This is a genomic window from Actinomycetota bacterium (assembly GCA_035697485.1).
GTDB lineage: Bacteria > Actinomycetota > UBA4738 > UBA4738 > HRBIN12 > JAOUEA01.
Genome location: DASSCU010000023.1, coordinates 21517 through 36884, shown reverse-complemented (window position 1 = coordinate 36884; position 15368 = coordinate 21517). Strand labels below are relative to the sequence as shown.

Here is a 15368-nt window from a genome sequence, read left to right as displayed (position 1 = left end):
CCTCCTCAGGTTTCGGCTCCTGCTCGAGAGGCAGGCACAGCCAGCGATCGCGCAAGGTCGTCGAGAGCGCTGCGCACGCCCTGGACGAACACCTCCACATCTGGGCAGCGGTCATAGTCGGCCGCCGCGGTGAAGTTCAGCTGGTCCTCGTAGGACAGCACGCCCACGACGAGCGTCAGGTTGCCCATCGTCGGCATCATGGGGAACACCTCCAGCAGCCGTGCGCCGGCGAGGTAGAGCGGCACCGACGGGCCGGGGGCGTTGGTCACGACCAGATTCACCGACCGCTGTCGCGGGAACAGCCGGTACCAAACGCGCTGCCCGGCGACGAACCTGAAGATCCCGCTGCCCGCCTCAGGGCGGGCTTCGTTCTTGCGCGTGGCCGTCTCGGCGGTGATCAGTTCCAGCCGCCGGAGAGGTTCGGGCTCGCCGAGCGGGAGCGGAACCATCATCCACCCCGGCCTGTTGCCTTGAGCCTCCCAAGGATGCTCGTCGCGCAGGGAGATGGTCACCATCGCGCGCTGCACCAGACCCTCCACATCCTCGCCGCGGCTCGCCAGCAGCTCGCGGAGGCCGCCGGCAACCGCGGCCAGTACCACGTCGTTGACCTTGGCGTTGTGTGCATGAGCGATCTGCTTGGCCAGGTCGAGACGACTGCGGATCAGCGCCAGCCGTCGCGCGGTTCCGACCGGTCGGTTGAGACTCGTCCGTGGGGCGGGCTCCTCCGCGAGGACCTCCCGCCACGCCGGCCAGGCCTCCCGCGCGCTGCGTATCGTCCTGCTTGGATGGATGAGTCCTGTCCATCCGCGGCCGAGTTCCTGCCCGCGGCGTCGCAGGTTGTCGCGCAGCAGCTCGGAGTCCGTGGGGATCGGCGTCGGCGTCCGCTTGGGTGCGACAGGTGTCGGAGCGTCAGGGGTCATGTCCAGGAGCGCCCCGAAGGCTGCCAGCGCCGCAGCGCCGTCGGCGAAGGCGTGATGCAGCCTGAAGTACACAGCCACCCGCCGCTCCTGCAAGCCGGGGAGCACCCACAGTTCCCATAAGGGCCTGGCCGGATCAAGCTTCCGCCGTGCCAGTTCCTGACACGCTTGCAGCAGCTGAGCTTCGTCACCGGGCGCGTTCACGGCGCGCACCCGGATGTGGTCGGCGATGTCGAAGGAGGGAGCATCGGTCCACAGCGGCCAGCCCAGCCCCAACCCGGGCCGGCGAAGCAGCTGCCGGAACCGAGGGATCTGCTGCAATCTCGGCTCGACCAACCGGCGGACGTCCTCGATCCGAACGCAGCCATCGCGGTCGAGCAGGCCGCTGCCGTCGAGGATGGCCAGACCGCCGATGTCGGTGGACCAGCCGTAGTCGTCCCACATCAGCAGGAACAGGTCCGACGCGGTCAACCGGTCCAGGAGGCGCGCTTCGGTCACGACGGCACGCTCGATTCCCTTCGTGCGGTGTCGCTGATCAGCTGCACGAAGTTGTCCGTTGCATCGAAGGGGGCTGCGTGGGCGGCCCCTTCGATCCGATGCATCCTCGCCCCGGGGATGGCAGCGGCGAACGACCGCGTACAGCGGGCCATGAAGTCGGGACTCCGTGCGCCGTAGCTGCATGCGACGGGGACCCTGATCGTCCCGAGATCCTTCGCGGTCGGATGGTTGCCGATCGTGGAGAGGAAGTCCCACAGCGTTGCCTTCGCGTTCTCCCTGCCGGCCCGCCGCCACTCCTCGGGGAAGGCGTCCCAGGCGCTGCCGCCCTCGCGGTAGCTGTATGCGGACCGCAACAACGCCTCGGCGGCGTCGCTCGGCTGGCCGCGCAGGGCGAACGATCCCATCGTGGCGAACGTCCTGACCTGCGAACCCGTCGGGAGGTGACGGGTGAACCGCCATGGGCCTTCGTGTTCGATGACCGCCTGGACCAGGTCCGGACGGCGAACCGCGAGGTCGATCGCGATCACCGCCCCGGAGCTCGTGCCGACCACGACGGCGGGCGCCGTCCCCAGGTGCTCCAGGAGCGCGGCGGCATCGGCCGTGTGCGTTGAGACCGTGCGGACCGGCTCGCCGCCGGTCCGGGCATACCCCCGGCGGTCGTAGGTGATCACTCGCCCGATCCGGCCGAGCTCGTCGACCGCCGAGCCCCAAGTCGAGGCCGTCGCGCCGGAAGGGTGGATCAGGAGGATCGGGACGCCCTCGCCTACCTCGACGTGGTAGAGGTCGCGTCCGACCGAGCTCACTGAACCTACCCTGCCCACCGTCTCCTCCTCACGCATCGTGTCCTCGGCCATCGTGTCCTCGGCCATCGTGTCCTCGGCGACCTCGGGCCGTGTGCCGATGACCACCGCTTGGACTCCGTGATGGTCTGCTTGGCTCCTCCCTCTGACCTCGGTCAGTGGACGCCTGCAGGCTCAAGTGCCTGCAGGAGGGTGAAGTGCGTGACGTTCACCCCGATCTTGTCCACCAACTCGACCAGCCGAGGTGACGGCTCGCCGTAGAAGGCCATCGTGTGGTCGAAGGCGAATCGCTCGAACATGACGTCCCGCGCCTCGCGGACGTGGAACGCGTGATCGACCAGGGCGTCCGCATCCACATAGGCTTCGCGGACCTCGCACTCCGTCCCGTCGTTGCTGAGGAACCAGTCGTAGGCCAGCGTTCCGGAGTCCTTCTCCCTCGTCTGCCGCATCATCTCGGCCGCTTGCCGTTTGAACCCCTCCAGCTGCCCGTCGCGGACCTTCAGCCGGGCTCGTACTTCGAACCGACTCATCGTCGTTCCTCCTCTCTCCTCGGATCACGGCTGGTCACGGTGTCTCTCGTCCTCGTCATCACCTCCCCCGAGCCGGGACCGTTGGGTGCGCGGCTCCGACGGATCGCACCTCCGATGAGGAGCGCCCCGCCGATCAGGAAGATCCCCCCTGCCACCAGCGAGCCGATGGCGATGCCCAGCAGTGCCGGATACGTGGCTCCCAGGTCCGCGCCCACGCCGATCTCCCGTCGCCCGTCGGCGTTCATCACGACGACGGTCCACGATCCGTTGGCCGGATCCCAGGTCAAGGTCTGGGCCCCAGGGCCCGTGGCGGAGGCGACCCAGAACTCCTGCGTTCCGGGAGCGGATGCGGTCGCGCCACCCTCGATGGTCTGCACCTCGTTCCCCCAGAACTCGGAGATCAGCGTGTGGTCCACCCCCGCGAGGTAGCGGTCGACGTCGTTCGAGGGACCGATCCCCACGAACACCGGCGAGTCGGAGCCCACCGGCGTGACCCGGATCCGAACCTCCCCGAGCACGGCCGAGGAGTACAGCCACCCGACGCCCGGCGAGTCGAGCTCGACCCGATCGGTCACCAACGCCGATCCGGAGGTCGAGAACGCGTGGACGTCGGTCGTGACGTACCCCGCCGGATCTCGCTGCGTCAGGTCGGCCCACAGGCCGGTTCCCCCGACGCCCAGCAGCCCGATCGAGACCAGGACCAGCAGCGCCCCGATCACGAGCGCCGTGATGCGGCCCAGGCTCCATCCCGAGGGACGGGCAGAGGTCGCGGGCGGGGACGGCACCGCCGGAGGACCTCCTGGCCCCCTCTCGCGCTCCGCGACGTCACCCGCGGGTGACGCTGGTGAAACACGACTGTCGGTCATCGGTACCACCCCTCCCAGGCTCGTGTCGCGGCGTTCTTGCTCGAGCTGGACCGGCTGCGCCGGAGTCGGTAGGCGTTCATGGGATCTGAACCTCGCTGACGCGCGTGATGGTGGTGCGCTCGGCCACGTAGAACGGCAGCATCTTGAGCGCGACCTCTTCGCTCTCGGCGTCCACCGTCCACCAGATCTCGTGCCCGCCGGAGCGGCACGAGGCAAGGGTCGCTCGATGGCGAAGCGGGCTCTCGTTGCCTTTGAACGAGGCGAACACCACGCCGCACTCGTCGGATGTGTGACGGTGGTGAAGGACGTACCTGGACATGCCTGAAGCGTGCCCGCCCGGCCGGAGGCCGACATCGGGGTATCACCCTGAGCTGGGCCCTGATTCTCTTCCTGGCCCGACGAGTCTGATCCATCCCCCGCCCGGAGGAGCCTGCACGCTCTGACCGAGCGTCTCGAGGGCACCACCCGGCTCGACGGCCCCTTCGGTCGCATGGGTCCCGGGATGAGGGGGGCCATCGGCCCTATCCAGGCTTCCGCCTCTGGCTTCGCATGGAGCGACCCGGAGGGTGGTGGGTTGTGTCATCTGAACCAGGTCGGCCACGTTCGCCGGTCGCGGGCTACCGCGGGGACCGGGGCGACGCACCCTTCGGCATCGCTGCTCGCGTATCCCCCGCGGATCTGCTCGTGGGGCGAGCCGAAGAGCTCGACTCGCTCGAGTGGCTCCTGGACGAGCTCGACCAAGGCCATCCGGGGGCCCTCGAATTGGCGGGTGAACCGGGGATCGGCAAGACCCGGCTCCTCAAGGAGCTCGCCGCTCGCGCCGAGGCCCGCGGGCACCTCGTTCTCTCGGGAGCGGCATCGGAGCTCGAGCGCGGGCTGCCGTTCTCCGTCTTCCTCGATGCGTTGGACGACTACGTCGCGGGCCTGGAGCCGGAACGGCTCGCGGCGGTGGATGACGATGTCCAAGCGGAGCTCGCGCACGTCTTCCCGTCCCTGTCGGCGTTCGCCGACGGCCGCGGGGTGGCGCTCCAGCACGAGCGCTATCGCAGCCATCGTGCGCTCCGCGAGCTCCTCGAGCGACTCGCCGCGCCGACGCCCCTCGTGCTCGTGCTGGATGACGTCCACTGGGCCGACTCCGCGTCCGTCGAGCTGCTCGGCGCGCTGCTGCGCCGACCGCCGGCTGCAGCGGTGCTGATGGTGTTCGCCGTTCGTCCGCGCCAGTTGCCCGACCGCCTGTCGGTCGCCCTCGAGCGGTTTTGTCGCGAGGGGTTGCTGACCCGGATCGAGCTGGGGGCACTGAGTCAGGTCGAGGCGCGTGCCTTCCTCGGCGAGGCTGTCGACACGGTGCACGCGGCCGCCCTCTACGAAGAGAGCGGCGGTAACCCGTTCTATCTTCAGCAGCTCGCGCGGGCGCTCGACCTCACGGGTGGGGCCTCTTCCGCCGCTGCCGAGCTGTCCCTGGCCATCGAGGTGCCGTCTGCCGTCGCCGCTTCGCTGACCGAGGAGCTCACGCTGCTGTCCGAGCCGGCGCGCTTGGTGTTGGAAGGCGCCGCGGTGGCGGGCGACCCGTTCGAGCCCGAGCTGGCCGGGGCGGCCGCGAGGACGTCGGAGGAGTCGACGATGGAGACCGTCGACGAGCTCCTGCAGCTCGACCTCATCCGCCAGACGGACGTGCCGCGGCGGTTCCGATTCCGGCACCCGCTCGTGCGACGGGCGGTCTACGAGACCACCCCGGGAGGCTGGCGACTCGGCGCGCACGAGCGGTGCGCTGAGGCGCTCGCTGCGCGAGGCGCGGCCGTGACCGCGCGGGCGCACCACGTCGAGCGCTCTGCGCGCCAGGGCGACGTCGCCGCCGTCGCGGTCTTGCGCGAGGCGGGCGAGGCAACGGCACGCCTCGCGCCCGAGAGCGCCGCACGGTGGTTCGGTGGGGCGCTGCGGCTGCTTCCACAGACCGCGCCGGTGCAGGACCGCGTCGAGCTTCTGCTCGCCCGTGCCGGGGCCTTGGCTGCGGCGGGTCATTTCGCCGACAGTCATGAGGCGCTGCTGGACGCGATCGCGTTCGTCCCGGAGCGATCGAGCACGCTCGGCACGACCCTGACGACGGCGTGCGCAAGGGTGGAACGCTTCCTCGGGCGATACGAGCAGGCCCACGCGCGTCTCGTGACGGCTCTTCGCGGCCTCCCCGAGCCGTCCTCGGTCGAGTCCGTCGGGCTGCTGATCGAGGTGACCCTGAACGAGTTCTACCGCTCGAGATACGAGGCGATGCACGACTGGGCCGGGCGCGCGGTCAGCGCCGCGAAGGTGCTGGGAGATGCGGCCCTGATGGCAGCGGCGCTCGCCGTGTCCGCTCTCGCAGACGCCATGACGGGACCGACCCAGACAGCTCAGTCCCAACGTGCAGAAGCCGCAGCGCTGGTCGACGGGCTCTCCGATGACGAGCTCTCGCTCCGTCTTGACGCGGCGGCCTGGCTCGCTGCGGCCGAGCTCTACCTCGACCTCTACGCCGAGGCCGAGGCACACGCGAGTCGTGCCCTCAACCTCGCTCGAACGATAGGGCGCGGGGGGGATCCCTTCGGCCTGTATCAGATCCTGCCCAGGGTCTGGTACGTGCGCGCGAAGCTGACCGAGGCCACAGAACTCCTTGACGGCGGCATCGAGGCCGCTCGTCTGCTCGGGACACCGCCGGCTCTCGCCGGGAACCTTTTCAACCGCTCCGTCGTCGCGGTCGCCGTCGGCGATCTCGACATCGCGCTCGCGACCGCTGAGGAGGGCGTCGAGCTCGCGCGCGACCTGGACGAAGGCTTCGTCGCGGCTTGGGCTGCGGTGAGGCTCGCCGGCGTTCTGCTCGAAGACGGCCAGCCGGAACAGGGGGTCGAGCTGCTCCTCGGTCGTGCTGGTGGCCAGGCGCTGACGCTCATCCCCGGCGGGTGGAGGGCGTACTGCCTTGAGCTGCTCACGCGCTGCTGGCTCGCGCTCGATCGCCGCGCCGAGGCCGAACGCGCAGCCGACCTTGCCGGGGTCACGGCAGACGCGATGGGGCTTCCCCTCGCGGCCGCTTGGGCCGATCGTGCCGGCGCTGCCGTCGCTCTCCACGTGGGGGACTTCGCCCGCGCTTCCGAACGCGCACTCGCCTCGGCCGATGCCGCTGAGGAAGTTGGGGCCCCGATCGAGGCAGCCCTTTCGCGCACGCTCGCTGGCCGAGCCTTCGCCCAAGCCGGCCAGAGCGACCGCGCCGTTGCGGAGCTTCAGCGTGCAGCGGCAGCGTTCGATGCGTGCGGCGCGCGGCGCTTCCGGGAAGGCGCGGAGCGAGAGCTCGGAAGGCTCGGTCGTCGCCCCCACCGGCGCTCGCGGCCGGGACAGTCAGACGGATCTGGCATCGCAACGTTGACCGAACGCGAACGCCAGGTGGCGCAGCTCGTCGTCGACCGCAAGACCAATCCTGAGATCGCCGCGGAACTGTTCCTGAGCCAGAAGACGGTCGAAACCCACCTGCGCAACATCTTCCACAAGGTGGACGTCACGACGCGCGCCGACCTCGCGCGCGCAGTCGAACGCGCCGACCGAACGGCGAGTGCGCGTCCGAGTTAGGTTCGCTGGACCCGGTCTTCTCCTGGTCCCGATGACGCGTCGCGGACGCTGGGAATCAGGGTCGGAGTCAGGGTGACACCCCGATGTCGGCCGAGCCGCGCACACGACAAGCTCGATAGGCATCCGTCGCTGGCGGGCGGCAAGTCGAAGGAAACATGGGAGGAGGAGACCATGGAAGTCCCTGTGGAAGATCGGCACGGATCTGGAACCTGGGCGAGGGCGATCGCGCGATGGCGCCGCGTCGCCTGGATCGTCGTCGTGATCGCCGATGTGGGGCTCCTCGCGTGGTGCGCGATGGCGGCGCTGGCGCCCGGGCGGCTGTCGGGACCAGGTTCGACCCCGATCCTGGCCGCAGGCTATGAGGGCTTCACCGGGGGATCGTGGCAGCAGATCGCTGCCACGTCTCCGAAGACTGCCGAGTACATGACGCTGCTCTTCCGCATGTTCGGCATCTACGGCGTGGCCTTCTCGTTGCTGGCGATCGCCATCGCGGCCAATGGCTTCCGCCGCGGCGAGCGATGGGCATGGTGGGCGCTGCTGGTCGGGAACACGATCGGGTATGGCGCGCCGATGGTGTACGACCAGATCGTGCGAGCGGTCGGACCGTTCGAGCTGTCGGAATACCTCGGCCTCGCCGTGATCTATGGGTCCCTCGCCATCACGGCTCCTTTCCCGGGCCCGCGTCGTGTGCGGAAGGAAGTGGCCCGCAGGCGGCGAGTGGACGGCGCTCTCGACGTGGAGGACACTCCGAGCGATGGGGGCACCGGAAACCCGCTACGCCTGGAACGGTGACGTCTCTCTCGCCTATCAGGTGGTGGGTGACGGTTCAGTTGATCTCCTCTATCTCCCCGGCGGCCTCTCGAACGTCGACGTGATGTGGGAGAGCGCGCGCTACTCGATCTTCCTGGAACGGTTGGCGGCGTTCTCGAGGCTGATCGTGATGGACCGGCGGGGGATCGGCTGCTCGGAGCGCTTCTCACCCAGCGAGGTGGCGACCCTCGAGGTTGCCGTCGATGACGTCCTCTCGGTCTTGGACGACGCCGGTTCCGAACGCTCGGCGTTGTTCGGATTCGAGGAGACGAACTTCATCGTCGCGATGTGCGCTGCCTCCCACCCCGATCGGTTCTCGCATCTCGCGATGCTGGATCCCAGCCCGACATGGGTACGCGACGACGAGATCACCTGGGAATGGACCAGGAGGGAGTGGGACAAGCAGATCGAGTTGTTCCACGAGTCTTGGGGCCGGAAGTCGATGGCCGCCGAGCACCCCGAGGTGATCCCGTCGCTCGTCGGGGACGAGCGTGAGCTACGATGGCTCGAGAAGTTCCAGCGACTGACTCAGAGTCCGGGTGTGTGCGCCGCAGAGGCTCGCAAGAACTGCGACACCGATATCCGCGGCATCCTTCCTTCCATGCACATCCCTACGTTGGTCTTGCATCGAACTGGCGATGATCTCGTCGACGTCCGCAGTCCACGGTACGTGGCCGAGCACATCGCTGATGCGCGGTTCGTCGAGGTGCCTGGCAGCGACCACATCCCGTTCTGGGACCACACCGAGGAGCTCGCGTCGGAGATCGAGGCCTTCATCACGGGCGTTCGTCGCGGTCCGACCATCGATCGCGTGTTGGCTACCGTGCTGTTCACCGACATCGTGGGCTCGACCGAACGGCAAGCAGCGCTGGGTGACCTCGGCTGGAAGTCGCTCGTCTACGAGCATCATCGGATCGTGCGTTCCGCGTTGGACCGCTGGCGCGGCACGGAGAACGACACCGCGGGTGACGGGTTCTATGCGACGTTCGACGGACCTGCGAGAGCGATCAACTGCGCGAGCGAGATCGTGGACCGCGTTCGTGACATCGGTATCGAGGTCCGAGCAGGTATCCATACGGGTGAGTGCGAAAGGATCGAGGACAAGTTCGGCGGCTTGGCGGTGACCATCGGCTCGCGCGTGGCGTCCCAAGCGGCAGCTTCTCAGGTCCTCGTCTCGCACACCGTCAAGGACCTCGTCGCAGGCTCGGGCATCGAGTTCGAAGATGCCGGCATCCGCGAACTGAAGGGTGTGCCGGACAGTTGGCACCTTTACGCCGTGTCGGCATGAATGCGCCCCAGCGGTGTCGAACCGCCGGGACTAGGTCGTAACACTCCACACCAGACTCGATCGGTGGTCTCAACCGCTGAGGGACCGAGGGAAGGATGCGGACGCCGGACGCAGCTCGGGCTGGTGGGAGCGATCGACTTCGAGGTCGGGTCGGGAGGGCCCTGCTGGAGCAGGGTCGGGCGGCCCTCGACCGGAGGTTCTGGGGTGGGAGCGTACAGGTGGCCGCCTAGGAAGGGCGAGTCCCGCGGTGTCGGGCGGGAGACGAAGGAGGCATGGCGATGTCACCCGGGACGAAGGACAGCGGAACCATCGCCGGGTCTCGGGATCACGGGTCCCCCAGGATCGACGAGTTCGAGCTCAGGGCCAGGATCGAAGAGGTCCTCAACCGATGGCCCGCCGTCGGTCTGGCGGTGGGCGTGGTCCGTGATGGCTCCCTCGAGTTCTTCCACGGACATGGGGTCGTGGACGTCGCCTCGGGCACACCGATCACCGAGGAGACGGTCTTTCGGATCGGCTCGATCACCAAGACCTTCACGGCGATCGCGGCGATGCAGCTATGGGAGCAAGGATCGATCGACCTCGACGCCCCTGCCAACGACTACCTGCGCGGCTACCAGCTGATCCCCGCGAAGGCCGGCTTCCGGCCTGCGACGGTGCGACACCTGCTGACCCATACCGCGGGGATCCCTGAAGTGCTGCACCCGCTGGACGTGGCCAGGCCGCTCTTCGGCGAGACCGTGAAGCAGGGTCGGCCGGTGCCGTCCCTCGCGGACTACTACCGAGGCGGCCTGCCGATCCGGACCGAGCCGGGCACTCGATTCACGTACACCGACCACGGTTTCGCGACGCTGGGCCGGATCGTCGAGGAGGTGAGCGGGACGTCGTTCGACGGTTACATGCGCGAGCACATCTTCGACCCCCTCGGTATGGCCGACACCGACCTCGTCCGATCCGAGCGGGTCCGGTCGCGCCTCGCGACGGGATACACGCTGGGCTCCGGAGGCGCCAAGGCGGTCACCGACTACGAGGTGGTGACGGTGGGCGGGGGCGGCGCTTACTCCACCACGAGGGACATGGCTCGCTACGTCGCGGCCCTCCTCGGCGGTGGCGCCAACGAACATAGGTCCATCCTCAAGCCGGCGACGCTTGCCACCATGTTCGAGCCCCACTACCAGCCGGATCCCCGCGTACCGGGCATCGGACTGGCGTTCGACCGCGGCGACGCCGGAGGCCATCGCGTCATGGAGCACGGTGGGATCCTGCCCGGCTTCGATTGTCAGCTCGTCGTGGCTCCCGACGACGGAGTGGGCGTGCTGGCCTTCACGAATGGCGCCAGGCGCGCGATGTTCTGGCTGCCGAACGAGGTGGCCGGGCTCGTCAACCATCTGCTCGGCGTCTCGGACCGGACGATCCGTACCGACATACCGCAGCACCCGGAGCTGTGGGCGGAACTCTGCGGTTGGTACCAGCTCTCGGCGCGGCTCACCGATGCCCGGGCCAGGATGGCGGCCGGCGCCGGGGCGGAGGTACTCGTCAGGGGTGGCCGCCTCGTGCTTCGAGTCTTGACCCCGATGCCTGGGGCCTATCGGGTGTTAGCGCTCCATCCTGATGACCCGAGCGATCCGTACGTCTTCCGGATCGATCTCTCCCGGTTCGGGCTCGGCACGCTGCGTCTCGTGTTCACGCGCGAACCGGGAGGGCGGGTGACGGCCGTGCACCTGGCCGAGGGCAAGCCTCTGTCTGCCCGGAAGCGTTCGGCCACGACGAACCCCAGGTTGTGGGCCACCGGAGCGCTTGGTGCGCTCGCCGTTGCCACGACCGCGCGGGCGGTTCGGCGAGCAAGCCACTCGTCTCATCCGAGAGGAGGTAGTGACGCATGACGACGCTCAGGGCTGAACGGCTGGCGCGAGCCACAACCATGCCGATCCGAGACGCCAAGGGAGTACTTCCCGAACTTCATGCGGATCGCGGGCGCAGACCAGCACGGCTCCACCCTCTCCTCTTGGCGCGCGAGCTGATGTCGGGAGCGTGGCGCACGAGGTGCCGCCCGGAAGCGATGATCTTCGCTGGTCGCCACCTGCTCAAGGGCTGGACGGTCTTCAGATCGTCGAGCGCGCGGGCCGCAACCCCGACGCGGAGCAGACCGTCGAGGTCATGGAGGCGATCAGGAGATTCCTCTCTGAGGCGGCGATCCAACGAGCGAGGCGATGAACGGTGCACACCGGAGATGTGACTGAACTGAAGCACGACGCGCTCGACAACATCATCTTCCACATGACGCCGAGGCAGTGGCTGATCGAATCAGGCCCCTGGGTGTTGGATCGCGGCGAGGGAGCGCTGCTCTACGACGTCGACGGGCGCGAGTACCTCGACGCCATGGCCGGCGGGCTCTTCGCCGTCCTTGCCGGATACGGGCGAGAGGAGATCGCCCGAGCCATGTACGAGCAGGCCTTGCGACTGAACTACACGAGCCCAGCCTCTGTGACGAGCGCGGTCACGATCGAGCTGGCGCGGAGACTGGCCGACCTCACGCCGGGCGATCTCTCGCCGTCGTTCTTCTGCAACAGCGGCTCCGAAGCCGTCGAGGCGTCGATCAAGCTCGCCCGCCAGTATCACCAGGCCAACGGCGATGGCCGACGGTACAAGGTCGTGTCGCTTCGCCGGGCGTATCACGGATCGACGATGGGAGCCCTTTCGGCGACCGGCTGGAGCCCTCAGTTCCAAGAGTTCCGTCGCTCGGCCGATCCGGCCGTGCCTGTGGCGGGGTTCGCCAACGCCATGCCGGCCTACTGTTACCGATGCGAGCTCGGATTGACCCATCCCTCGTGCGGACTCGCCTGCGGCAGCACGATCGAGCAGGCGATCCTCGGCAGCGATCCTGACCTGGTGTCCTGCGTGATCCTGGAGCCGATCATGGGGACGGCAGGGTGCATCGTCCCTCCGGCCGGCTACCTGGCCAAGGTCCGCCAGATCTGCGACCGCTACGGCGTCCTGCTGATCGCCGACGAGGTCGTGTGTGGGTTCGGACGGACCGGGCGGTGGTTCGGCGTCGAGCACTCTGACGTCGTTCCCGACCTCATGGTCGTTGCCAAAGGTCTGACGAGCGGCTACGCGCCGATGGCGGCGGCCGTCGCGAGGCGGGAGATCGCGGTCAGGATCCCGGTCTTCTTCGACGTCCACACCTACGGGGGACATCCCGTCTCGGCGGCGGCGGCGCTCGCCAACATCGGGATCATCGAGCGAGAGGGCTTGGTCAACAACTCGGCAACGGTCGGGGCCTACATGCTCGAGCTCCTCGAAGGCCTCCGCGCCCATCCGGCGGTGGGAGACGTCCGCGGGCTGGGCCTCTTCATGGCCGTCGAGCTGCGAGACCCCCTTCGGAACGAGGACTTCGCATCCGACCTGCACGTCGCCGACCAGGTCACTCAGGCGACGATGCAGATGGGACTGTTCGGACCGCGGCCTCTGGGTGGCGGCACCCTCGTGTTCGCCCCTCCGTTGGTCTTCACGAAAGCCCAGGCCGAGCGGGCCGTCGAGGTGCTGGACACCGCCTTGTCGAAGGTGGAGGCGAGGATCCTGCCGACGGCGGTGGCGCGATGAACGCCGAGAACGCCGTGACGGGGAGGCCCAGCCTCCGCAGGAGCAGCCGGTTCGCGTGTCTGACTTCCGATTCCCGGATGTATCTCTCCCGTGGCATGGGTGGTGGAAGTGGGGATCGGGTCCCCGTCGGCGGTCCTGACGCGGGCGCCCTCACGATGCCGACGCTTCCGATCCGCCGCGCGTGAGCTGCTCGCTCATCTCCCAGAGGCGCCGCCGGAGTCCCTCGTCCCCGGACCGCGCCGGCGCCTCGATCCCCCCGCCGTCGTGGTAGAGGCGACCGGTCTTGCCGGCGTACTCGGGGGCCGTCGCGAGTTGGGCGATCGCCGCGCCGGCCCGAACGGGCGAGCCGGAAACGAGCTTGGTCAAGGCCCGGAAGGGCGCAGGCGCCTCGTGCATGAGGTTCGATCGGACCCGGCCGGGATGCACGGCGTTCACCGTGATCTGCGTGCCCTCCAGCCGCCGGGCGAGCTCGAAGGTGAACATCAGGTTCTCCACTTTCGACGCGCCGAAAGCCGTGAAGGGTCGGTACCGACGCTCGCCCTGCAGGTCGTCGACGTCGACCTTGGTCGTCGCCGGTGCCGTCACGTTCAGGATCCGGGCAGATGGGCTGCTCCTCAGCCGATCGAGGAGCAGGGTCGTGACCAGGAAGTAGGCGAGGTGGTTCAGCGCGAACGTCATCTCGATGCCGTCGACCGTCGTGCGACGCGTGCGGAAGAAGGCGCCCGCGCAGTTGACGAGGACGTCGAGCCGGTCGTGGCTCTGCCCGAATGCACCGGCGAGGGTGCGGATCGAGGCCTGCGAAGAGAGGTCGGCGATCCGCACCTCGACGCGATCGTTGCTCGTAGCGCGACGGATCTCGTTCGCGGTCGTCTCGCCTTTCGCCGGATCGCGCGCGACGAGTACCGTCGTCGATCCCATCGCTGCGAGCGCCTGTGCCGTCGCCCTGCCGATACCAGACGTGGCGCCGGTGACGAGGCAGATCCGATCCCGCGCCGTCTGGCTCACTGCACGACCGCGACGTTGAACGTGCCGGTCCCGAGCGCTCCCCAGATCCGGAGCCACAGCGGCAAGTACATCTCGGTGCCACGGGCCGTGGTGATGTCCCCGAGATCCAGGATGTGCTTCCAGCCGAACGAGCGCAGGATCTCCGTGACCTGGCCCTTGGCCTGCTCGTCGTTGCCGCTCACGAACACGGTGTGCTCGCCGTCCGCGACGAGCGAGGGATCGGCCATCACGTGGGCGTTCATCGTGTTCAACGCCTTCACGACCTTCACGGCCGGGAACGCGCGCTGGATCTGCTCGCCGAGCGAATCGGTGTTCGACACGATCAACGACGGCGGCATCCCACCGGAGAAGTCGAGCGGGTTGGCGATGTCGATCAGGACCTTGCCGCCCACGTTCTCCTCGCCGGCCGCGCGTATGGCCTCGAGGGAGCCCGCGCCGTTCGTCGCGTTCACGAGGACCTCAGCCGACGCGGCCGCCCCGGCGAACGTGTCGACCATCACGTCCGGGTGCTGTTGTCTCCATGACGCGAACGGCTCGTTCCCCATCTGGTCGGGCTCCGTCCTGGCCAGGAGCGCGCCCACGTCTCGCGTCCCGATCGTGACGTCGTGACCGAGCTCGGCGAACCTCGCCCCGATGACGCGCCCGACCGTGCCCGTGCCCATCACTCCCACCTTCATCGTCGATCCTCCTTCGGTACAGACCTGTCTACTTCCAAGGGTGGCGATGGTAGAGACAGGTCTGTATCATGTCAAGCCGACCGAGCGGACCGGGAGGGAGTGCGGGTGCAGCAGCGAGATGAGGGGTCTGACCGCCGGCCCTCGGCTCGGGAGCGGATCCTGCAGACGGCCGACCGCCTGTTCTACCGGGATGGGTACCGAGCGGTCGGGGTGGACACGATCGTCGCCGAGTCCGGCGTCGCCAAGATGACGCTGTACCGCCACTTCCCCTCCAAGGACGACCTGATCGCCGTCTACCTCGGGCGCACGGATCAACAACTACTCGCGTGGATGGATGGGTTGATCGAGCCGCACACGGATCCGCGGCAGGCGCTCGAGGCCGTGTTCGAGGGTGTGGCGAAGCTCGCCTCGAGTCCGGAGTGCACGGGGTGCGCGTTCGTGGGGGCCGCCGGTGAGTTCCCCGAGCCCGACCACCCGGGGCACCGCGCGGCGATCGAACACAAGCGAGCCGTCGTGGATCGTTTCCGAGAGCTTGCGAAGCGGGCGGGTGCTCGGGACGCGAACGCGCTCGCAGAGGAGCTGCTTCTGATCATGGACGGCGCTTGGAGCGCCGCTCGGGTATTCGGCCCGGGCAGTCACGGTCGCAGAGCTGCGGCCGCCGCCAAGGCCCTCATCTCCTCCCAGGTGTCGGAAGGGGATGACGGGACTGGCCCCAGGCTCGATTGACGAGCCGCGCGACACCGGACCAGAAGGCCCCCCGGTCACCCAACCCATGCCCCTCATCGACCT

General features: G+C 68.6%; 13 protein-coding genes. 6 read left to right on the top strand and 7 right to left on the bottom strand.

Features of this window, described 5'->3' with window-relative positions; translation table 11 throughout:
- Positions 1–5: 5 nt before the first annotated feature.
- The 5 genes from VFI59_06630 to VFI59_06610 all read right to left on the bottom strand — a co-directional run bounded on the left by VFI59_06630 (position 6) and on the right by VFI59_06610 (position 3930).
- On the bottom strand, positions 6–1415 hold the full coding sequence (locus tag VFI59_06630; GenBank protein HET6713366.1) for a wax ester/triacylglycerol synthase family O-acyltransferase: 1410 nt from the start codon (positions 1413–1415) through the stop codon (positions 6–8).
- Positions 1412–2323, bottom strand: coding sequence for an alpha/beta hydrolase (locus tag VFI59_06625; GenBank protein HET6713365.1), 912 nt, complete (start codon positions 2321–2323; stop codon positions 1412–1414). The genes VFI59_06630 and VFI59_06625 overlap by 4 nt, the downstream gene beginning before the upstream one ends.
- Positions 2324–2370: 47 nt before the next feature.
- Positions 2371–2745: an antibiotic biosynthesis monooxygenase gene (locus VFI59_06620; GenBank protein ID HET6713364.1), complete on the bottom strand. Its 375-nt coding sequence runs from the start codon at positions 2743–2745 to the stop codon at positions 2371–2373.
- Positions 2742–3530, bottom strand: a complete 789-nt coding sequence (locus VFI59_06615) for a hypothetical protein (GenBank protein ID HET6713363.1) — start codon at positions 3528–3530, stop codon at positions 2742–2744. Before VFI59_06615 ends, VFI59_06620 begins: the two co-directional genes overlap by 4 nt.
- A 157-nt stretch (positions 3531–3687) precedes the next feature.
- Positions 3688–3930, bottom strand: coding sequence for a hypothetical protein (locus VFI59_06610; GenBank protein ID HET6713362.1), 243 nt, complete (start codon positions 3928–3930; stop codon positions 3688–3690).
- Positions 3931–4295: 365 nt separating this feature from the next.
- On the opposite strand from VFI59_06610, the gene VFI59_06605 reads away from it, so the two are divergent.
- The 5 genes from VFI59_06605 to VFI59_06585 all read left to right on the top strand — a co-directional run bounded on the left by VFI59_06605 (position 4296) and on the right by VFI59_06585 (position 12897).
- Positions 4296–7199, top strand: coding sequence for an AAA family ATPase (locus tag VFI59_06605; protein HET6713361.1), 2904 nt, complete (start codon positions 4296–4298; stop codon positions 7197–7199).
- A gap of 171 nt (positions 7200–7370) precedes the next feature.
- Positions 7371–7991: a hypothetical protein gene (locus VFI59_06600; GenBank protein ID HET6713360.1), complete on the top strand. Its 621-nt coding sequence runs from the start codon at positions 7371–7373 to the stop codon at positions 7989–7991.
- Positions 7954–9297: an adenylate/guanylate cyclase domain-containing protein gene (locus tag VFI59_06595; GenBank protein HET6713359.1), complete on the top strand. Its 1344-nt coding sequence runs from the start codon at positions 7954–7956 to the stop codon at positions 9295–9297. The genes VFI59_06600 and VFI59_06595 overlap by 38 nt, the downstream gene beginning before the upstream one ends.
- 272 nt (positions 9298–9569) lie before the next feature.
- Positions 9570–11177 (top strand): serine hydrolase domain-containing protein, encoded by a 1608-nt coding sequence (locus VFI59_06590; protein HET6713358.1) that lies wholly within the window; start codon positions 9570–9572, stop codon positions 11175–11177.
- A 349-nt stretch (positions 11178–11526) separates the two neighbouring features.
- Positions 11527–12897: an aspartate aminotransferase family protein gene (locus VFI59_06585; GenBank protein HET6713357.1), complete on the top strand. Its 1371-nt coding sequence runs from the start codon at positions 11527–11529 to the stop codon at positions 12895–12897.
- A 150-nt stretch (positions 12898–13047) separates the two neighbouring features.
- Here VFI59_06585 and VFI59_06580 read toward each other — a convergent pair whose 3' ends face one another.
- Positions 13048–13902: an SDR family oxidoreductase gene (locus VFI59_06580; GenBank protein HET6713356.1), complete on the bottom strand. Its 855-nt coding sequence runs from the start codon at positions 13900–13902 to the stop codon at positions 13048–13050.
- Positions 13899–14579: an NAD(P)-binding domain-containing protein gene (locus VFI59_06575; protein ID HET6713355.1), complete on the bottom strand. Its 681-nt coding sequence runs from the start codon at positions 14577–14579 to the stop codon at positions 13899–13901. The genes VFI59_06580 and VFI59_06575 overlap by 4 nt, the downstream gene beginning before the upstream one ends.
- Before the next feature lie 105 nt (positions 14580–14684).
- Between VFI59_06575 and VFI59_06570 the strand changes: the two genes are divergently transcribed.
- A complete protein-coding gene (locus VFI59_06570; GenBank protein HET6713354.1) occupies positions 14685–15305 on the top strand; it encodes a TetR/AcrR family transcriptional regulator in 621 nt (206 codons plus the stop codon).
- Positions 15306–15368 lie beyond the last annotated feature (63 nt).